The sequence below is a fragment of the Sphingomonas sp. Root710 genome, assembly GCF_001429065.1.
Lineage (GTDB): Bacteria > Pseudomonadota > Alphaproteobacteria > Sphingomonadales > Sphingomonadaceae > Rhizorhabdus.
Genome location: NZ_LMIB01000001.1, coordinates 1165728 through 1184072 on the forward strand (window position 1 = coordinate 1165728; position 18345 = coordinate 1184072).

The 18345-nt window shown below is 65.6% G+C and carries 17 protein-coding genes and 1 tRNA gene; 6 read left to right on the plus strand and 12 right to left on the minus strand.

Annotation, left to right across the window (positions count from 1 at the left end; all coding sequences use genetic code 11):
- Positions 1 to 21: 21 nt before the first annotated feature.
- Together ASE00_RS05450 and ASE00_RS05455 are read left to right on the plus strand one after the other, a co-directional pair.
- On the plus strand, positions 22 to 2739 hold the full coding sequence (locus ASE00_RS05450; RefSeq protein WP_162256410.1) for a helix-turn-helix transcriptional regulator: 2718 nt from the start codon (positions 22 to 24) through the stop codon (positions 2737 to 2739).
- Between the two features lie 17 nt (positions 2740 to 2756).
- On the plus strand, positions 2757 to 4010 hold the full coding sequence (locus ASE00_RS05455) for a hypothetical protein (protein ID WP_056378130.1): 1254 nt from the start codon (positions 2757 to 2759) through the stop codon (positions 4008 to 4010).
- 25 nt (positions 4011 to 4035) lie between these two features.
- Here ASE00_RS05455 and ASE00_RS05460 read toward each other — a convergent pair whose 3' ends face one another.
- The 5 genes from ASE00_RS05460 to ASE00_RS22800 form a co-directional block, all read right to left on the minus strand.
- Positions 4036 to 4434, minus strand: coding sequence for a hypothetical protein (locus ASE00_RS05460; RefSeq protein ID WP_156405279.1), 399 nt, complete (start codon positions 4432 to 4434; stop codon positions 4036 to 4038).
- Between the two features lie 149 nt (positions 4435 to 4583).
- The gene (locus ASE00_RS05465) at positions 4584 to 6002 is read right to left on the minus strand and encodes an NAD(P)(+) transhydrogenase (Re/Si-specific) subunit beta (protein WP_056378132.1); all 1419 of its coding nucleotides are present in this window, start codon (positions 6000 to 6002) and stop codon (positions 4584 to 4586) included.
- Between the two features lie 15 nt (positions 6003 to 6017).
- The gene (locus tag ASE00_RS05470) at positions 6018 to 6305 is read right to left on the minus strand and encodes an NAD(P) transhydrogenase subunit alpha (RefSeq protein WP_056378133.1); all 288 of its coding nucleotides are present in this window, start codon (positions 6303 to 6305) and stop codon (positions 6018 to 6020) included.
- A 22-nt stretch (positions 6306 to 6327) separates the two neighbouring features.
- On the minus strand, positions 6328 to 7449 hold the full coding sequence (locus tag ASE00_RS05475; protein WP_056378134.1) for an NAD(P) transhydrogenase subunit alpha: 1122 nt from the start codon (positions 7447 to 7449) through the stop codon (positions 6328 to 6330).
- A 4-nt stretch (positions 7450 to 7453) separates the two neighbouring features.
- Positions 7454 to 7597, minus strand: coding sequence for an aa3-type cytochrome c oxidase subunit IV (locus ASE00_RS22800; protein WP_082594474.1), 144 nt, complete (start codon positions 7595 to 7597; stop codon positions 7454 to 7456).
- Positions 7598 to 7751: 154 nt separating this feature from the next.
- Here ASE00_RS22800 and ASE00_RS05480 point away from each other — a divergent pair, with 154 nt between their 5' ends.
- On the plus strand, positions 7752 to 9191 hold the full coding sequence (locus tag ASE00_RS05480) for a sigma-54-dependent transcriptional regulator (RefSeq protein ID WP_056378135.1): 1440 nt from the start codon (positions 7752 to 7754) through the stop codon (positions 9189 to 9191).
- On the opposite strand, the gene folP is transcribed toward ASE00_RS05480, so the two are convergent.
- Together folP and ASE00_RS05490 are read right to left on the minus strand one after the other, a co-directional pair.
- Complete coding sequence (folP, locus tag ASE00_RS05485; RefSeq protein WP_056378136.1) at positions 9188 to 10300, minus strand: dihydropteroate synthase; 1113 nt, start codon at positions 10298 to 10300, stop codon at positions 9188 to 9190. The genes ASE00_RS05480 and folP overlap by 4 nt on opposite strands.
- Before the next feature lie 36 nt (positions 10301 to 10336).
- Complete coding sequence (locus ASE00_RS05490) at positions 10337 to 11479, minus strand: site-specific DNA-methyltransferase (RefSeq protein WP_056378137.1); 1143 nt, start codon at positions 11477 to 11479, stop codon at positions 10337 to 10339.
- 249 nt (positions 11480 to 11728) lie between these two features.
- On the opposite strand from ASE00_RS05490, the gene ASE00_RS05495 reads away from it, so the two are divergent.
- On the plus strand, positions 11729 to 12088 hold the full coding sequence (locus tag ASE00_RS05495) for a hypothetical protein (RefSeq protein WP_056378138.1): 360 nt from the start codon (positions 11729 to 11731) through the stop codon (positions 12086 to 12088).
- 4 nt (positions 12089 to 12092) lie between these two features.
- Here the strand turns inward: ASE00_RS05495 and ASE00_RS05500 are convergent, their stop codons facing one another.
- Entirely contained in the window at positions 12093 to 12701 is a 609-nt protein-coding gene (locus tag ASE00_RS05500; protein ID WP_056378139.1) for a ribonuclease HII, read from the minus strand.
- 48 nt (positions 12702 to 12749) lie between these two features.
- Entirely contained in the window at positions 12750 to 13742 is a 993-nt protein-coding gene (locus ASE00_RS05505; RefSeq protein ID WP_056378140.1) for an L-histidine N(alpha)-methyltransferase, read from the minus strand.
- Positions 13743 to 13913: 171 nt separating this feature from the next.
- On the opposite strand from ASE00_RS05505, the gene ASE00_RS05510 reads away from it, so the two are divergent.
- Positions 13914 to 13990: transfer RNA gene (locus ASE00_RS05510), tRNA-Ile, on the plus strand.
- Positions 13991 to 14021: 31 nt separating this feature from the next.
- On the opposite strand, the gene ASE00_RS05515 is transcribed toward ASE00_RS05510, so the two are convergent.
- On the minus strand, positions 14022 to 14210 hold the full coding sequence (locus tag ASE00_RS05515; protein ID WP_056379348.1) for a hypothetical protein: 189 nt from the start codon (positions 14208 to 14210) through the stop codon (positions 14022 to 14024).
- Between the two features lie 158 nt (positions 14211 to 14368).
- The gene (locus tag ASE00_RS05520) at positions 14369 to 16207 is read right to left on the minus strand and encodes a sensor histidine kinase (RefSeq protein ID WP_056378141.1); all 1839 of its coding nucleotides are present in this window, start codon (positions 16205 to 16207) and stop codon (positions 14369 to 14371) included.
- Between the two features lie 174 nt (positions 16208 to 16381).
- Between ASE00_RS05520 and ASE00_RS05525 the strand changes: the two genes are divergently transcribed.
- Positions 16382 to 16858, plus strand: coding sequence for an Lrp/AsnC family transcriptional regulator (locus tag ASE00_RS05525; protein ID WP_056378142.1), 477 nt, complete (start codon positions 16382 to 16384; stop codon positions 16856 to 16858).
- A gap of 50 nt (positions 16859 to 16908) precedes the next feature.
- Here ASE00_RS05525 and ASE00_RS05530 read toward each other — a convergent pair whose 3' ends face one another.
- Positions 16909 to 18180 (minus strand): hypothetical protein, encoded by a 1272-nt coding sequence (locus ASE00_RS05530; protein ID WP_056378143.1) that lies wholly within the window; start codon positions 18178 to 18180, stop codon positions 16909 to 16911.
- Between the last annotated feature and the right edge of the window lie 165 nt (positions 18181 to 18345).

The following is an 18345-nucleotide window of genomic DNA, read 5'->3' on the forward strand; positions in this document are numbered from 1 at the left end:
GGCGAAAGGGGTTTTCGCAGGGTGCACGGGCTTATTCATACGAAGGTCGCCCCACCCGTCTGGTTGGGCAACCAGATCAGGCGAGACGCATTGCTCGCCAGGCTCGACGAGGCGCTCAACCGGCGCCTCACCCTGATTCACGCCCCCGCCGGCTATGGCAAGACGAGCCTCCTTTCACAGTGGCGGCGCCGCATGGACGATAAGGCCTTCGTCGCCTGGCTGACGCTGGAACGCGACGACGCCGATATGAAGCGCTTCGGCCAATATCTGGCGCTGGCGCTCAACGCGTCGGATCAGCCTGCCGAGCGCGGCGACGATGGCGATCCGCCTGCGCCGGACCTGCCCCCGCGCGCAGCGCTGTCGGCGATCATCAATCGGATCGCCCGCGAAACCCGGCCCGTGGTGTTGATCCTCGACGATCTTCACCAGGCGGAGAGTCCCCCGGTAATAGAGTTTCTGACCTCGTTGATCCGGCTGGCCCCGCAAAACTGCCATTTTGTGATCGCGTCGCGCGACTATCCCTGGCTGGGGCAATCGATCCTCGCAGCCGAGGATCAGCTTCTCGAGCTCCACAGCGACGACCTGAAATTCTCCCAACCCGAGGCCGAAGCCCTGCTCGGCGGGGGTAATGAGGATGCGCTGGCGCTGTGCGATCTCGACATGATCCTGGAGCGCACCGAAGGCTGGCCGATCGCCCTGCAACTGACCTCGCTGTCGCTGAAGCGCGGCGTCGACCAGCGGCAGCTGATCGAGCGGTTCGGCGTGCCCAGCACCGACCTTACCCGCTACCTGTCCGAGCAAGTGCTGATGACCCTGCCCGAACAGACGCAGGAGATCGTACTGCGTACATCGATCCTGGGCGAGCTGACCGGCGAGGTCGTCAATCTGCTGTGCGATTGTAATGACGGCTGGCTGATGCTCGAGCGGCTGGAGCAGCAGGGCATGTTCCTGTCCTCGCTGGCGCCCGAGCGGCAGGCCTATCGCTATCATCAGCTCTTCGCCGAATATCTGCGCGAACGGCTGGTACGGCGCGACAAGGCGCACTTCTGTGCGCTGCACCGGCGCGCGGCGGGCTGGTTCCTCGAACAGGGCGACGTCACCGCCGCGCTCGACCATGCGCTCCAGGCCGAGGACAATATGCTCCTGGCCACCATCTTCGAAAGCTCCGGCGGCTGGCGGCTGATTCCGCAGGGCCACCAGGCGATCGCGGCGCGCGCGCTTGCGACGCTTCCCGAAGACATGGTGACGGCGTGGCCGCGCCTGATGCTCGCCCGCGTCTATCTGGAGATCAAGCGCGGCGAGATGGTGCTCGCGCGCGCCAGCTATGACCGGTTCGTCGCCGAGGTCGCCGATGCCGATATCTCCGCCGACCTTTGGAACGAAATCCGCGTCGTCGGTGATACGCTGGCCGATTATGAAAATGTCCCGACGACCTTCGACGACCTGCTGGCGCGAGAGGCGCTGCTGCGCACCCTGCCCCTCGACGACCACCTGATCGTCGCGAACATCAGCGAGACGCTGGGCGCGAAATATTTCGAAGGCGGCTGGATCGAGCGCGCGCTGGAGCCGACGCTGACCGCGCGCGAGCATTATCAGGCGCTCGGCTCGCTCTACAGCGACATCTTCACCCGTTTCCTGGAGGCCCGCATCAAGCGGGCGCAGGGACGGGTCAAGGAAGCGGGCGCGATATTGTCGACCGCCCAGTCGGAGATCGAGATCGCCTTCGGCGCGCGCTCGGACCTCGCCGCAAACTGTGCCGCGTTCGAGGCCGAACTCCTCTATGAGCAGGATCAGCCCGACGAGGCGCTGGCGCTGCTCGGCTGGGCGCTGCCGCACATGGAACAGTCGGACGGCTGGGTCGACGTCTACGCCGCCGCCTATCTGACCGCGGTGCGGGCCCATGCCGCGATGGGACAGATGGACGAAGCACGGCAGGTGATCGCACAGGCCCGCCGCCTCGCCGCACGCCGCCGGCTGCGCCAGCTCGATCTGCTGGCGAGCCTGTGCGAGCTCGAACTGCTGATCCATTATGAGCCAGAGGCCGAGCCGGCGCGCGCCTATGCCGATTCGATCGAGCTCGACCAGCTGGCCGATGCGATGGCCGAAGAATCGCCGGTTTATCGGCCCGTCGCCGCGGCTGCGTCGCTCAACCGCGCCCGGCTGGTGCTGCTCGAAGGGCAGGACACCACGGCGCTGGCCGAACTCCGCAAGCTCAAGCGCTGGGCGAGCCAGCATGGCGCGGGACGGATGCTGATCGACGTCAACATCCTGATGGCGCACGGTCTGCGCAACACCGGCGAGATCGCGCTGTCGCAGACCAGCTTCGACGAAGCCGTGGGTGGCGCCATGTTCCAGGGGATCGCCCGCCCCTTCATCGACGGCTGGCGCTTCGTCGAGCCCTCGCTCGCCGGAACCGCGGACAGCTCGTCGCAGATGGACCGTTTCCGCGCGCAGTTCCTGAAGACGATCACCCGTTCGCGCGCCAACCGTGCGCCCAACCTGGCTTCGCACGGCGGCCTCAACGAAGCCGAGGCAACGATCTTGGAGCATCTGAGTTTCGGCTATTCGAACAAGGAAATCGCCCGGTTGATCGGCATGTCGCCCGACACGGTGAAATATCGGCTGAAGTCGATCTTCCGGAAGATCGGCGTCAGCAAAAGGCGCGACGCGGTGCGCGTCTCGCGCGAGCGCGGCCTGATCGTCGAGAATCGCACCGTCGACGCCGACGAGAAAGCATAGCCTCCGATATGTTGCGCATGAAGAGGCTCGTTCTGACGGCTGCTGCGTTGGGCGCCGCGGCAGCGCCCGCGGCCAACACACCGCCATCCTATCCGTCCCGATATCGGCTCGGTCCGATCGCCTGGCCAGCGCTCCAGGGCCGCTATGCGGTGGGCGTGCGGTCTTTCGAACTCGCGCGCGCCGACGGCACGCCGCTCGGCATCGTCGCCTGGTATCCTGCGGCCCGGAGCGACGGACCCCGCGCGCCCTATTTCACCGAGGCCGAGAAGGCCGTCACCGCCCCCGCCCTGGCGCGCACCTTCCGCTGGCCCGTGACGATGCTCGACAATTTCGCCGCCTTGTCGACCCGGGCGCAACCCGATGCCCCGGTCGCGCGCGGGCGTTTCCCGCTGGTCGTCTTCAGCCATGGCTTCCTGATGTATCCGCGGCAGAACAGCGCGTTGATGGAGCGGCTAGCGGCGGCGGGCTATGTCGTGCTGTCGGTGCCCCATCCCCGTGATTCCGCCGACCTCCCGTCGTCGCATGGGCCATTGGCGACCGCGCTGGGTCCGGTCGCGCCCGAGCCAGATCCGAAGACGATCGAGGCCTTCTGGGCCGCGCCCGACCGTGCGGCGCAACGCAAGCTGCTGCCGGCACTGTGGCGATCCACGCGCATGCGCGATATGGAGAGGCGGCTGACGACCTGGCGCGAGGATCTGCGCATCACCGCCGATGCGGCGATCGGACCGCATCGCGCCTCGGCCCTCGGCCCGATTGCGAGCGCGATCAGGCAAGGACGCTTCGCCTATGCCGGCATGTCGTTCGGCGGCTCCTCCTCGGTCTCGGCCTGCGTCCGCGAGCCGCGATGCGCCGCCGCGATCAATCTAGACGGGATCGAGTTCGACAGCACGCTATATGACCGCGACGCGGGCAAGCCGGTGCTGCTGATCCAGAGCGACTGGACGATTCACCCCAATGGCGGACCCGCCGGCCGCACCTTCACCAGCTATGATCTCGCCTATGAGCGTTGGGCGACGGCGGGACGGCATCGCGACATCTTCCGCTATCGGCTGAGCAACATCACCCATATGGGCATGACCGACCTGATCTTGGCGCCCCGCGATCCGCAACGCGACGTCTTGCTCGGCACGATCGACGGCGCGCGGGCCACTGAGGCGATCAACGCGACCAGCCTCGCCTTTCTGGACCGCTACCTGACCGGCAAGCGCGTGTCGCCCGCCGCCATGGCGTCGCGCTATCCCGAGCTTATCCGTCACTCGGCCGGAGACTAGCCCCGGAGCGCATGACGCGGGGCCGCTACTTCGAGACGCTGACGCTCGCGAGTTCCTCTATGAGGACGGTTCTGGTGGCGTCGCCGAGGTAGCGCTTTTCATGAGGGTTGAGGCTTACCCGTCCGGTCAATCGCACCTTGAACCTTCCCCAGGGCGGTTCTGGCTTTCGCCAATCGGCCGCTTTTCGGGCTTCGGCATCCAGTCGTGCACATAGGTCTCGAAGGCATTTGACAGCCGCCCCATCGCCGTCCCGAAGCAATTTGCCCTTTGCATCCTGACATTGCTCGAAGCGGCTATTCTCGAAATTGGTGAACCAGGTGCAGGTGAGGGTTCGCCGCGGCCCAAAGGCTTCGCCATCAACGATAAAGCTCTGTTGCCCCGCGGGAACGGATGACGCCAAAGCCAGGATAGCCAGTTGCCACATGTCCGCACCATATCCTTGCATTCGATTTCCACAATCGCACCGGCATATCTTCGTCAACGCCGCCCGGACTACGCAGCTGTCAGCCCAAAGAAAACGCCGCCCCGGCAAAGGCCGGGACGGCGTGATCGATACCGTCTCTCAACGGTGGATTAGTGCGCCATCGCCTTGACGATTTCCTCGACCATCTTCTTGGCATCGCCGAGGAGCATCATGGTGTTGTCCATGTAGAAGACGTCGTTGTCGACGCCGGCATAGCCGACACCGCCCATCGAGCGCTTCAGGAACAGCACGGTTTTGGCCTTTTCGACGTCGAGGATCGGCATGCCGTAGATCGGCGACGACTTATCGGTCTTCGCCGCCGGGTTGGTGACGTCGTTCGCGCCGATGACGAAGGCGATGTCGGTCTGGGAGAACTCGCTGTTGATGTCCTCCAGCTCGAACACCTCGTCATAGGGAACGTTCGCCTCGGCGAGCAGCACGTTCATATGGCCGGGCATGCGGCCCGCGACCGGGTGGATCGCATATTTGACGCGCACGCCTTCGGCCTTCAGCAGATCGCTCATCTCGCGCAGCACATGCTGCGCCTGGGACACCGCCATGCCGTAGCCGGGGACGATGATGACCTGCTCGGCCTGCCCCATCAGGAAGGCCGCGTCGTCGGCCGAGCCGCGCTTCCACGGACGATCGACCTTCTCGCCGCCGCCCGCCGCCGCGGTATCGCCGCCGCCGAAGCCGCCCGCGATCACGCTGATGAAGCTGCGGTTCATCGCCTTGCACATGATGTAGCTGAGGATCGCGCCCGAGCTGCCGACCAGCGCGCCGGTGATAATCATCGCCGTGTTGTGCAGCGTGAAGCCCATCGCCGCCGCCGCCCAACCCGAATAGCTGTTCAGCATCGAGACGACGACCGGCATGTCGGCGCCGCCGATCGGGATGATCAACAGGAAGCCGATCACGAAGCTGAGCGCGGTGATCGTGAAGAACACCCAATGCGCGTCGTCGGTCACGAAATAGGCAATCAGGCCGATGATCGCGGCAAGCGTGCCGAGATTGATGACGTGCCGCGCGGGCAGCATGATCGGGGCGCCCGACATGTTGCCGTTGAGCTTCAGGAAGGCGATCACCGATCCCGAGAAGGTGATCGCACCGATCGCGACGCCGAGGCCCATTTCGATCCGGCTGACCTGATGGATGTGGCCGGTGACGGTGTCGAGGATGCCGAAGGCGCCCGGGTTGAGGAAGGCGGCCCCCGCCACCAGCACCGCGGCCAGACCGACCAGCGAGTGGAAGGCGGCAACGAGCTGCGGCATGTCGGTCATCGCGATCTTGCGCGCGGTGACGAAGCCGATAGCACCGCCGATCGCGATGGCGATGGCGATTTCGATCAGTCCGGTGCCGTGCAGGATCAGCGTGGTGACGACGGCGATCAGCATGCCGAGCATGCCGTAGCGGTTGCCTCGGCGCGAGCTGGCGGGGCTCGACAGGCCCCTCAGCGCGAGGATGAAGAGGACGCCCGAGGCGAGATAGGCAAGCGAGGCCCAGGCGGGCGTGGCGGCGAGTTCATGCATGTCGGTTTCCCCCGCTTAGCCCTTGCGGTCTTTTTTCTTGTACATCGCGAGCATCCGTTCGGTGACCGCGAAGCCGCCGAAGATGTTCACGCTGGCGAAGACCACCGCAACCAGACCCAGATATTTGGCGATTGCACTGCCCTCCGCCGCGCTGGCGATCAGCGCACCGACGATGATCACCGACGAGATCGCGTTGGTCACCGCCATCAGCGGCGTGTGCAGCGCGGGCGTCACCGACCAGACGACATAATAGCCGACGAAACAGGCCATGACGAAGATCGAGAGGATTGAGATGAAATCCATATTTTGCCCCTTTTCCCCCTGATCAGCCCAGCAGCCGTTCGTGGACAACCTTACCGCCCTGCGTCAGGCGGACCGCATTGCCGATCTCCTCGTCGAGGACCGGCTTGCCGGCCTCCTTGTCCCAGAAGGCGCTGAGGAAATTATACAGATTGCGTGAGAACAGCGCCGACGCGTCGGCGGCGAGCGTGCCCGCCATGTTCTTCGCGCCGATGATCTTCACGCCATGCTTGACGACCGTTTGCCCCGAGACGGCGCCCTCGACATTGCCGCCGCTTTCGGCGGCGAGGTCGACGATCACCGAGCCCGCACGCATCGTCGCGATCTGGGCGTCGCTGATCAGCCGCGGCGCGGGACGCCCCGGGATCAGCGCGGTGGTGATGACGATGTCCTGCTTGGCGATGTGGCTCGATACCAGCTCGGCCTGTGCCTTCTGATATTCCTCCGACATCTCGGTCGCATAGCCGCCCGCGCCCTCGCCCTCGATGCCGGCGACGGCCTCGACGAAGATCGGTTTGGCGCCGAGCGACTGGATCTGCTCCTTGGTCGCCGAGCGAACGTCGGTGGCCGAAACCTGCGCGCCGAGGCGGCGGGCGGTGGCGATCGCCTGCAATCCCGCGACACCGACGCCCATGATGAAGGCGCGCGCCGCGGAGACTGTGCCCGCCGCCGTCATCATCATCGGGAAGGCGCGGCCATATTCGGCCGCCGCGAGCAGCACCGCCTTGTAACCGGCGAGGTTCGACTGCGACGAGAGAATATCCATCGACTGCGCCCGGGTGATGCGCGGCATGAACTCCATCGCGAGCGCCTCGATGCCCTTGGCGGCATAAGCATCGACACGGGCGCGTTCCCCGAAGGGATTGAGTCCCGCGACGACCCATGCCCCAGCCTTCGCGCCGCCGATCGATTCGGGATCGGGGCCCTGGACGCCGAAGATGATCTCCGCATCCTTGAGCGTCGCCGCACGGGTGCCGACCTTCGCCCCGGCCGCTTCATAATCGGCATCCGAAATCGAAGCGCCTTCGCCCGCGCCCTGCTCGACAGCCATTTCGGCGCCCAGCGCGATGAACTTCTTCACGGTCTCGGGCGTCGCGGACACGCGGCTTTCGCCGGCCGCAGCCTCCTTGAGGACAGCGATTTTCAAGGGATCAGCCCTTCGGGGCGATCAGGAACACGACCAGCAGGCCGGTCAGCGCGCTGAGAATGGTGCCCCATTTCAACAGCGTCAGAAAGCCCGAATAGGTGTTGTTGTGCGCCTTATAGTCCATCGGCGCGCCATGATCGTCGGACATATGTTCTTCCCCGCTGAGTGGCCTTTTTCGGCGGCCCTTCTAGCTGGAGGTCTTTGCAGCCTCAAGACTAAAGGCCCCTGATTTTTTGCGGCTTGTACCGGTTTAATTTTCCTTAGCTTTTCAATGCTAACCCCGACTTGAAAGGATGTAGCGGATGCGTCGCGACAGTCCCCCGGGGCTTTTGCTTATCGATAGCGAGCCCGCCCAGGCCGGCTTGATGAGCGCGCTCGCGCAGCGCGCCGGATGGCGCGTGCTGCGCGCGCCGGACGTCGACGCCGCGACGAACCTGGTCCGCGGCAGCGACATGCGGCTCGACGCGGCGCTGATCGATCTCTGGTCGCCCGACCAGGAGGCGATCCGGTCGATCACGGCGCTTCGCGGCGCGTTCTTAGACCTTCCGATCGTCGTCGTCACCGCCCAGGATTCGGTCGATCTCGCGGTCCGCGCCGTGCGCGCCGGGGCACGCGACGTGGTGATCAAGCCGGTTGCCGGACACCGGCTGCTCGCCGCGCTCGACAACGCCATCGCTGCGCAAGACAAGGCCGGCGAACTGCGCCCGCTGGCCGAGAAGTGGGCGCAGGCGCTCGATTTCCCGGACATCGTGGGTTCGGCCCCGGCGTTCCGCAAGGCGGTCGACACCGCGATGCGCGCCGCAGCGGCCCCCGCGACGATCCTGATCGAGGGCGAATCCGGCGTCGGCAAGGAAGTGCTCGCCCAAGCGATCCACCGCGCCTCCCCGCGTGCCGACGCACCGCTGGTGACCGTCAACTGCGGGGCGATCCCGGCCAACCTCGTCGAGTCCGAATTGTTCGGTCATGAGCGCGGTGCCTTCACCGGCGCGTTCGAGCGGCGGCTGGGCCTGTTCGCCAATGCCGATGGCGGCACGCTTTTCCTCGACGAGATCGGCGACCTGCCTTCCGACGCCCAGGCCAAGCTGCTGCGCGTCCTCCAATCGGGTGAGATCCGCCCGATCGGTGCGTCATCGGCGCGGCAGGTCTCGGTCCGGGTGATCGCCGCGACCAATCGCCGCCTGTCCGACGACGTCGCAAAGGGCCGCTTCCGCGAAGACCTGTTCTACCGCCTCGCCGTCGTACCGGTGACATTGCCCCCGCTCCGTGAGCGCATCGGTGACATCCAGCCGCTGAGCGAGCATTTGCTCGGCCGGATCGCACGGCAACTGGGCCTCGATCGCCTCGCCATCGACGACAGCGCGATCGCGCTGCTGCGCAGTTATGAATGGCCGGGCAATGTCCGCCAGCTCCACAATGTCCTGTTCCGCGCGGCGATCTTCTGCCGCAACGGGCGGCTGAGCGCGGGCGATTTCCCGCAGCTCGCCCATGCCCATAGCCACGCCCCGGCCAATGACGACGGGCCGTCCAGCGGCGTCGCGATCGCGGGGAACTCCATCCAGAACGTCGCGCTGTTCGGCCCCGATGGCCATGTCCGCCCGATGGAAGCGATCGAAGCCGACTTGATCCGCCTCGCCATAGGCCATTATCGCGGCCGCATGACCGAAGTCGCCCGCCGCCTCCAGATCGGCCGCTCGACCCTCTACCGCAAGCTCGGCGAACTTGGGATCGAGCAGGCAGGCTAAAGCCGCGGCGTCAATGCCTCGTCGCGCAGGCCGCGCCAGATGCGGATCGCCTGCAAAGTCTCCGGCACGTCGTGGACCCGCAATATCTGTGCCCCCATCTGCGCGCCGTGCAGCGCGAGCGCGACCGATCCGCCGAGCCGCTGGTCAACCGGAGCCTCGTTCGCCAGCGCGCCGATGATCCGCTTGCGGCTCGCGCCGAGCAGGATCGGACAGCCAAGGCCATGGAACAGCGCCAGACCATTCAATATCTGAAGATTGTGGCGCAGATTCTTGCCAAAGCCTATGCCGGGATCGACGATGATCCGGCTGCGCGCGATCCCCGCCTCCTCGGCAAAGGCGATCCGCTCCGCCAGCCATTCATAGACGTCGACCAGAGCGTCGTCATAATGCGGCCGGTCCTGCATCGTCTCGGGATCGCCCTGATGGTGCATCAGCACGACCGGGCAATCCTGCTCCGCGAGCAGCGCGGCCGATTGCGGATCGTGGCAAAGCGCCGACACGTCGTTGACGATTGCTGCCCCCGCCGTCAGCGCCGCCGCCATCACCGCCGACTTGCGCGTGTCGATCGAGACGATCGCCCCGCCACGCGCCAGCGCGCGCACGACGGGTTCGACACGCGCGATCTCGTCGCCTTCCCAGACCTGCGCCGCGCCCGGGCGTGTCGATTCCCCGCCGACGTCGACGATCGCCGCACCGGCCCCGATCATGGCAAAGGCGATGCTCGCCGCCGCGCCGGGATCGTCGAGGTGATCGCCGCCATCCGAAAAGCTGTCGGGCGTCATGTTGAGGATCAGCATGATCTGCGGCTGATCGAGGCGCAGCGTCCGCCCGCCGAGCTGGATTGGCGGGCGCGGCGCGGTGATCCGCGCGATCGTCCGGCGGGCATCCTCCGCCTGATCGTCGGCCAGCGTCGCGATGAAGGCGTCGATGTCGCGGACTGGAACGAGCCGGCTGTCTGCGCGGACACCGCCATCGACCGCGATCACCTCATAGGCCGAGAACCAGACCAGCCCCCCCGCCAGCCGGGCCACCTCCCCATCGCGATCGAAGGGCGATGCGATGAAAGCGGTCGGCAGGAAATAGAGACGTGCGTAGCGGGAGAAAGTCATAATGGGTCCGAAGCGAGGATGGCTCCGGCCTAACCCTTACTCCCCCATGCTCGCAAGGTGACGCTGGCGGACAGCGTCGATCGGCTCGAGACCGGCGGGCGTCTCGATGTGCCAGAAGCTCCAGCCGTTGCACGATGGCGCACCCTGAAGCTGCGCGCCGAGGCCATGGATCGACCCTGTCTTTCCGCAGCCGCTGGCGAGCACGCCATCGGCGCGGACCATGGCGGACCAGCGGCGCTTGCCGTCGGTCAGCATCGATCCCGGCGCTATCAGGCCGCTTTCGACGAGCAGGCCGAAGGCGATGCGCGGGCTGGCCTTCTTTTCGGGGATCGACATCATCGCGCTCTCGTCGAGCGGGAGGGTCGCCTGAATGCGCTGGGTAGCGACCTTGATATATTTGTCCTCGCGCTCGATGCCGATCCAGCGGCGGCCGAGGCGGCGGGCGACCGCGCCCGTGGTGCCGGTGCCGAAGAAGGGGTCGAGAACGAGGTCGCCCGGCTCTGTGCAGGCGAGCATCACGCGATAGAGCAGCGATTCCGGCTTCTGGGTCGGATGCGCCTTGTGGCCATCGTCATCCTTCAGACGTTCGCCGCCCGAACAGATCGGCAGAGTCCAGTCCGACCGCATCTGGATATCGTCGTTCAGCGCCTTCATCGTGCGATAGTTGAACGTATATTTCGCCTTCTCCGCCTTCGAGCACCAGATCAGCGTCTCATGCGCGTTGGTGAAGCGGGTGCCCTTGAAATTGGGCATCGGGTTCGCCTTGCGCCAGACGATGTCGTTGAGGATCCAGAAGCCCTCGTCCTGTAGCGCGGTGCCGACGCGGAAGATGTTGTGATAGCTGCCGATCACCCAGATCGTACCGTCGTCCTTCAGGATGCGGCGCGCCTCGGCCAGCCATTCGCGAGTGAAGCGATCATAGACGGCAAGGCTGTCGAACTTGTCCCAGTCATCGTCGACGGCGTCGACCTGGCTACCGTCGGGGCGATGAAGATCGCCGCCAAGCTGCAGGTTATAGGGCGGGTCGGCGAAGATCATGTCTACGCAGCGATCGGGCAGCGCCTTCATCGCGGCAATGCAATCGCCCTTGATGATCTCGTTGAGCGGCAGGCGCGCTTCGATGACGGCCGCAGCCTGTCGCGACCGGCGCGTGGCCGGAATCTTTTCGAGAACACCCATGACGAAACCACCCCTGTAGAACCTGCAGCAAAGGGTGATTCATCGGGACTCTGCGGTCAAGAACAATAGTTTGCCTCGAGAGTCTGAGAGAGCAAGACAGCAAGGCGAACGAAAGGAGTCCGCTACCGGATGTTGAGTCTTGCCCTTGGCGGGAGACTCAACCGCTTGTGGTGTGGCGCGAAGGACTCACCAGTTCGGTTTCGCGAAAAAAATCGGGAACGGCGTCCCGGACCTTTCGTTTTTGCGCGCATGACGCCGTGGTTCAAACGCCTGTCCCCGCCTGCGCTGTGCGCGATGTTCGCACTGGCGGGCGGAATGATGGCCGGCACGACGGCGGTCTACGGCCTGCGCCAGAACAGTTACGGCCCGGTCGACCCACCCATGTTGATCAGCCGGAGCGGCAATAGCGGCTATGGCAGCGGCTATGCCGCCGGCAACACCACCGACGAAGGATATGACGCCGGCGCCGCAGCGGGATGCGAAGGATGCTCGGAGCGCGATCTGGGCTATCGCTGGGCGACGTTGCAGGCGATCCAGTCCGCCACCGAATGCCCCAACGACAGCTGGGGCTTCCGTCGCGGCTGCCTCGACTATACCGGCGGCGTCTGACCGTTCAGGCGGCCGAAAACAGAGAATATTGAGCGATCGGTGCGAAGCTGCGGCGGTGGAGCGGCGACGGCCCGAGCCGCGACAGAGCATCCAGATGCGCGGCCGTGCCATAGCCCTTGTTCTGCGCCCATCCATAGCCGGGATGGTGCGCGTCGTAATCGGCCATCATCCGATCGCGCTCTTCCTTGGCGATGATCGACGCGGCGGCTATGGACAGGCACAACGCGTCGCCGCCGATCACCCATTGCGAGGGGCGTGTCCAGCGCGGGCAGCGATTGCCGTCGACGAGCACCATCGCCGGTTCGATCGCGAGCGCCGCCACGGCGCGCTCCATCGCCAGCATCGACGCCCACAATATGTTGATCTCGTCGATCTCCTCGACCGTCGCGATGCCGACGCCGACATGGGCGCTGTCGCGGATCCGGTGGCAAAGATCGGCGCGGGTCTGGGCCGACAGCTTCTTGCTGTCGTCGATCCCCTTCGGCGCCCGGCGCGTCTCGAAGATCACCGCGGCGGCCACCACCGGGCCGGCCAGCGGCCCGCGTCCCGCCTCGTCGACGCCGGCCAGCGGCATCGGATGCGTCTTCTCCAACTTGAAACTCGGCCCCGCCATCGGCTTTCTTTAGCGCCGCCGCATCGCGGCTGAAAAGAGGCGACTCACTCAGCCCGCCGCAAGCAGGTGAAGGCTGAACAGTTCGCGGGAATCGAGCCACACCTCGACCGGCCGGAAGCCCGCGCCACGCGCTAGTGCCTGAAAATCCTCGACTGAATATTTCCAGCTGTCGCTGACATGGAGCGCCTCGGCCTCGGCGAAGTGCACGATCCGGCCCGCGACCTGCACGTCCTGCTGAACCGCGCTGACCAGATCGGATCGCACCCGCCCGCGATCGGCATCGAAATGGACGTGATGCTGGAAAAGACGGATGTCGAAGCTGGCGTTGAGTTCGCGATTGGCGCGCTCCAGCAGGTTGAGCATCAGCGCCGCGTTGAGGCCATGGGGGTCGTCATAGGCAGATTCGATGACGAGCAGGCTCTTGCGCAGATCCACGCCGATCAGCATCAGCCCGCCGGGCCGCAATGCCCGGCCCCATAGCGACAGCATCTCCAGCGCGTCGGTGGGATCGACGTTGCCAATCGCGTTCCCCGGCAGATAGGCGACGCGGCGGCCGCCACCGGCGTTGGGCGGCAGATCGAATGCCTGCCGCATGTCGGCGCGGACCGCCTCTACCCACAGTTTCGGATAACGCGCCTGGACGCGGCGGGCGTCGACGATCAGCGGCTCCCTGTCGCGATCGATCGCGACATAGCCCCAGGGCCGGTCGAGAGTGGCCAGCAGCTGAGCGATCTGCGGCCCGAAACATTGCCCCATGTCGACCAGCTGGATGGCGGGACCCAGCTTCTCCGCGATTTCCATCACCCGGTCGCGCAGGATTTCGAGCTCGCTGCGTTCCACATAATATTCGGGCAGCGTGCACAGGCGGCGAAAGGCGGTCGACCGCCGGTCGAACAGCATCTGTCCTGCAATGCTTTTCTCGGGCAGGCTGATTCCCGCAAGGAACAGCGTGCGGAAGTCCGCGGGCGGCGGCCCGTGATCATGAAAGGCGGCGATCTCCACGCCCCGGCGCGGGATCTGATCCGCAACTCTGTCGGTCAATCGACGTCTCCGAAACCGTCGAATGCGCACGCGCCCGACTGGCCGATCCCCCTGCCGGCACCGTAACAGAGCATGGGCTTCGTAAACAGTTCGTAATGAAAAATGGTTTCCCGACGATCGTCGGCGTCTTGCCGCACGGCGGGGCCTCGGCTATCGCACCGGCGCTGGTAGGGGCCTGTAGCTCAATTGGTTAGAGCTGGCCGCTCATAACGGCTAGGTTGCGGGTTCAAGTCCTGCCGGGCCCACCAGCGTTTTCAAAGGGGCGTCGGCGACACCGGATCAGGCGGGGCTGAACACCGCAGGCGCCGGGGCCACGGTATCGCCGCGTCCCATGCCATGCGCCTTGTCGAGATAGTATCCGGCGAGGTGATAATGGGCCCGCATTGCGGCGGGATGGGTCGCGGCGCGCGCGATGGCCAGTTCGGCTTCGGCGCGGAGAAGATAATAGCTTCGGTCCAACATGGTCATGGAAGGGTCCTGCCTTACCGCCATGTTATTGCGGCGCAGGATTTCCATCTGTTTCCTTGCGCACAGTTCGAGCATCAAAACCGCTGAAAACCAACGCTTAGCCGCAGCTTGGGCAGGAGCCTCGCTGCACTGCAAAATAGATTTGGCAAAAAGCTGATCTAGATCACATCCTGTTCGGCGCGCCCGGGGCGATTGCGCAGCGGCAAGCTGAGATGAAAGCGGGTGGCATCGATTTCGAGCATCCCGCCGCTGGCGATGGCGAGATTACGGACGAGTCGCAAGGCAAACCCTAGCCCGAGCACCGGGGCGTCGGGCCAGTTGCCGTCGGGATTATAGCCCGGATCGAGCAGCATTTTCTCGTCCCGGCCGATTAGCGCGCGCGGACGCATGATCGTCAGCAGCAGATGGGTCGACCGGCGCGGATCGCGCTGCAGGTCAACGCTGATCCTCTCCCCCTCCTCGGCCATCGCGATCGTCGCCGCCAGCAGCCGCGAGAGCATTCGTTCCACCGTCGGCGCATCGACCGCGACCGGCGGGAGAGTCGAATCGATGCGAAAGGCGAGGCCCGACGCGCGTTCCTTGGCGACCGTCTCGAAATTGGCGTGGAGCCGGGTGAGGATCTCGGCGGCGTCGACCGCGGCCGGCGCCGGCATCGTCTCGGCGGCGCGCGCGGATGCGACGAGGTCGAGATCCTCTACCGCGCTGAGAAGCTTCTTGCTCTGTTCGAGGATGTCCTGGGCGCGGTTGCGATAGGCGGCCGACGCGGGCCCCCGCATCTGCCCGTCGATCATCTCCGAAAAGCCGATGATCGCGTTGAGCGGCGTGCGCAGTTCATGGGCGAGTTGGCGCAGCGAATCATTGCGGCCGGAACTGGCGTCGCGGCGGCGGTCCCCGGCTAGCGGATTCGCGCTCTCGTCGGCGCGCGGCCGGCGGGCGGTGCCACGATAGCCACTGAACCGCCCATCCTTCTGATCGAAGAAGGGCACCGCCGAGATCCGCCACTCGCCCGACGCCGGCCCTTCCCCCGCGATGGTCAGCCGGGCATCGCGAAACGGTGTGCGGCTGCGATAGGCGCCAGCAGCATGGCCATCGACGCCATGATCGGTCTGGCGCGCGGCCACGGCAATCGTCTCGCCGATCAGCGGGCCGCGCGGCGCGCCCTGCACCCAGCAAATCACCCCGTCGACCCCGGTCTCGAACCGGAAACTCTCAATCGGCGCCGTCGCATCATGGCTATCGCCATAGCCCGGCAGCACCTCCGCACCGCCGGGCTGGGTGCCCAGCTGCGGATAGCGGGTCCGGAATGTCTCGATCCGGGACAGGAGGTCGCGGATCTGGCTCTCACTGTGAAGCGTCGACGCGTCGTCCGCCGATTCGTCCTCCGCAACCGCGAAAACCGCTCCGGCGACCGGCGGCTCCACGTCGGCGGCGGGAACGGATGGCGGCGGCGCGGGGGGAGCATTCTCGACCTTTGCCGTCGCGACCAGTTCCTCGATCGGTGCGGCCAGCGGCGCCAGCGGGGCCTCAGGCGTGGGCGCCGGCCCCTTGATCAGGAAGTCGCTCGCGCCGAAGCCTTCGAGCGCCTGCTCCACCTCGCCGCCGAGATCACGACGGTTGCGCAGCAGATTGCGCGCGCTGGGGTTCAGGCGCGGCAGGAGATCCAGCCATTGACGGCTGGACAGCAGGACGTGACCCAGCATCGGCGCGGCGATATGCGGCAGATCCTCGGCGAACAGCAGGACGAGATCGGGCGGCACCCGGCGCCCGGCCAGGCCACGGCCGGCGGCCAGACGCAACTCGACCGGGATTTCCGGGCGCACAGCGCGCAGGAAATTATAGGCGTCCATCGCGCGCGGCGCATCGACCAGCGGATCATCGACATGATGACCCCGGCCCTGCGCCAGCACATCGACCACCTGGCGCCACAAGATCGCTCGCGCCTCCGGCGTCGACGCGGGCTGCGCGAGCAACGTGGCCAACATATCATCGAAACGCAAAGGCCCGACTCCACTCGGCCCCAGGCTGCGCCCGGACCGTACCCCGATGGCATGAGTGTAAATCGCAATGGACCGTGCGGAAAGGGCGTTTGATGGCGGGAGCGCGTGCTATTTTAATTGCACTTCCCCGTAACTTTATTCTAACGCTAGCCCCAGTTTTTGAAAGGTTGCTCCATGACGGCTCCGTCGCTTGATCAAATCGATCGCACCATCCTGCACGAATTGCAGGAGGACGGGCGGATGACCAATGTGGATCTGGCGCGAAAAGCCGGCCTTACCGCCCCGCCCTGCCTGCGCCGGGTTCGTGCGCTCGAGGAAGCAGGGGTGATCGAGAGCTATCATGCGCGGCTCAACGCTGCGGCGCTCGGCTATGGCATCACGGTGTTTGCGCTGGTGTCGCTGCGCAGCCAGGCCGAGGAAGACCTTCGGCATTTCGAATCGCACGTCGCCGCGCTCCCCGAGGTGCGCGAGTGCCACATGCTGAATGGCGAGATCGACTTCATCCTGAAGATCGTCGCGCACGATCTTCAGGCTTTTCAACAGTTCCTGACATCACAGCTGACCACCGCCCCCAACGTCGCCAGCGTCAAGACGTCACTGACGATCCGCACCTCGAAAGATATAGCGGGCGTGCCGGTCGACGGGATCTGACGGCAGGTGGCGACGGCCGGACGGTATCGCCGCCCGGCCGAACTGGCACCTTACGACGTGGTAGGGTGATCTACCCAAACCTTGCCATAGCCCGCGAGCGCCGCATAGGGACCGGAGGTAACCGCGTTGAAGGCGGCCTTGGCCCCTTCCTTGTCACCGGCCTGCGCCAGCGCGAGACCGAGGCGGAAATTGCCCTGGCCGAGGTCGGCGCCGGGCTTGGTCAGCGCCAGCTTGTACATCTCCGCCGCCTTGGCGTAGTCCTTGAAGCCATAAACGAGGTCGCCCGTGGTCAGGACCGACTTGTAGGTCGCCTTGGCTCCGTTTGCGGCGGTTACCGCCGCCGGGATCGATGCCTTGTCGCCGGCAACCTTTGGCTTGGACAGCGCCAGCACTTCACGGGTGTTCTGGCTGGTCGCCGGGTTGAGCTTGCCTGCGGCAACGCCCTCGTTCAGCACGTCGACCGCTTCGGACGGATAGCGGAGATAGACCGCCAGCGCATAGTCGGTGTAATTCGAGCCCGCCGACAGCGGAAGCACGCCTATCGCGCGCGCCAGACGCAGCAGATCGAGTTCGGTATCACCGGCAAGCCCGGCGTTCTGACGATAGATGAACAGCGAATCATGCCAGTTCTGCTTGACCGGATAGGCCGCCAGCCACGACTGGCTGATCTTCAGGAACTCGTTATTGAGCTTGCCGCGCGACGCGATGTCGGCGCCGCGGCCATACCATTCGGACGGCACCGGCTGGCCCGCGGCGGCCTTCGCGTCGATCACCTTCTGAAGCGTGGCGACCGCTTCGGCAGACTTCCCAGCCTTGCTCTGCGAATCGGCGAGGATCGCATAGGCGTCCTGCTCGGGCGTGCCGGCGGCGATGGCGGCGTTCATCGCAGCCTCGGCCTTGGCGTAATTTTTCGCCTGATAGGCGAACTGCCCCTGATACCAATAATATTTCTGACGATCGGTCTGGGTCAGACGCTGCGCCGCCTCGCCGGCAGTGATCAACTCGTCCAGCGACGCTGCGAGCTTGGCCTGATCGCCGGAGGCCTGGGCCGCATTGAGCCCCAACTGCGCAACATAGAATTTCTCGTCGGGGGTTTGCGCTATGCCGCGAGCGGTTGCGAGAGCAGCCTCGGCCGCCGGCACGTCCTTTTTAGCCAAGGCATTCTGCGCTTCGCTAAGGGGCTTGCGGATCGCATCGCCGAGCTTGAGGGCGCTCTGCGCCGCCTCCTCCTTTTTCTTGGCGGATGCGGGGGCGCCCGGTCCCACCGCGGCGATGGCGAAGCCAAGCGCCGCGACGAGCGCATAACGGGACGTAAGGTTCATGCTTCAGGCCTCCTAGACGGCGGCCGAAAGGGGCGGCCGCCCTTAAAACACGCCGGTTGACTAATCGCTCCCTTGCCCGTGCACAAGCATGGGCGAAACGATCCGGCTTAACTCGTCGCGGTGTAGGCACAACTCGCTGAATGGCAATTGAACCGGAGGCTGTTG

What these genes read in the sequence shown, in the direction of transcription:
- ASE00_RS05455 (WP_056378130.1), top strand. Translation starts at nt 2,757, where the DNA reads ATGAAGAGGCTCGTTCTGACGGCTGCTGCGTTGGGCGCCGCGGCAGCG.
- ASE00_RS05460 (WP_156405279.1), bottom strand. Translation starts at nt 4,434, where the DNA reads ATGTGGCAACTGGCTATCCTGGCTTTGGCGTCATCCGTTCCCGCGGGG.
- ASE00_RS05465 (WP_056378132.1), bottom strand. Translation starts at nt 6,002, where the DNA reads ATGCATGAACTCGCCGCCACGCCCGCCTGGGCCTCGCTTGCCTATCTC.
- ASE00_RS05470 (WP_056378133.1), bottom strand. Translation starts at nt 6,305, where the DNA reads ATGGATTTCATCTCAATCCTCTCGATCTTCGTCATGGCCTGTTTCGTC.
- ASE00_RS22800 (WP_082594474.1), bottom strand. Translation starts at nt 7,597, where the DNA reads ATGTCCGACGATCATGGCGCGCCGATGGACTATAAGGCGCACAACAAC.
- ASE00_RS05480 (WP_056378135.1), top strand. Translation starts at nt 7,752, where the DNA reads ATGCGTCGCGACAGTCCCCCGGGGCTTTTGCTTATCGATAGCGAGCCC.
- folP (WP_056378136.1), bottom strand. Translation starts at nt 10,300, where the DNA reads ATGACTTTCTCCCGCTACGCACGTCTCTATTTCCTGCCGACCGCTTTC.
- ASE00_RS05490 (WP_056378137.1), bottom strand. Translation starts at nt 11,479, where the DNA reads ATGGGTGTTCTCGAAAAGATTCCGGCCACGCGCCGGTCGCGACAGGCT.
- ASE00_RS05495 (WP_056378138.1), top strand. Translation starts at nt 11,729, where the DNA reads ATGACGCCGTGGTTCAAACGCCTGTCCCCGCCTGCGCTGTGCGCGATG.
- ASE00_RS05500 (WP_056378139.1), bottom strand. Translation starts at nt 12,701, where the DNA reads ATGGCGGGGCCGAGTTTCAAGTTGGAGAAGACGCATCCGATGCCGCTG.
- ASE00_RS05515 (WP_056379348.1), bottom strand. Translation starts at nt 14,210, where the DNA reads ATGACCATGTTGGACCGAAGCTATTATCTTCTCCGCGCCGAAGCCGAA.
- ASE00_RS05525 (WP_056378142.1), top strand. Translation starts at nt 16,382, where the DNA reads ATGACGGCTCCGTCGCTTGATCAAATCGATCGCACCATCCTGCACGAA.
- ASE00_RS05530 (WP_056378143.1), bottom strand. Translation starts at nt 18,180, where the DNA reads ATGAACCTTACGTCCCGTTATGCGCTCGTCGCGGCGCTTGGCTTCGCC.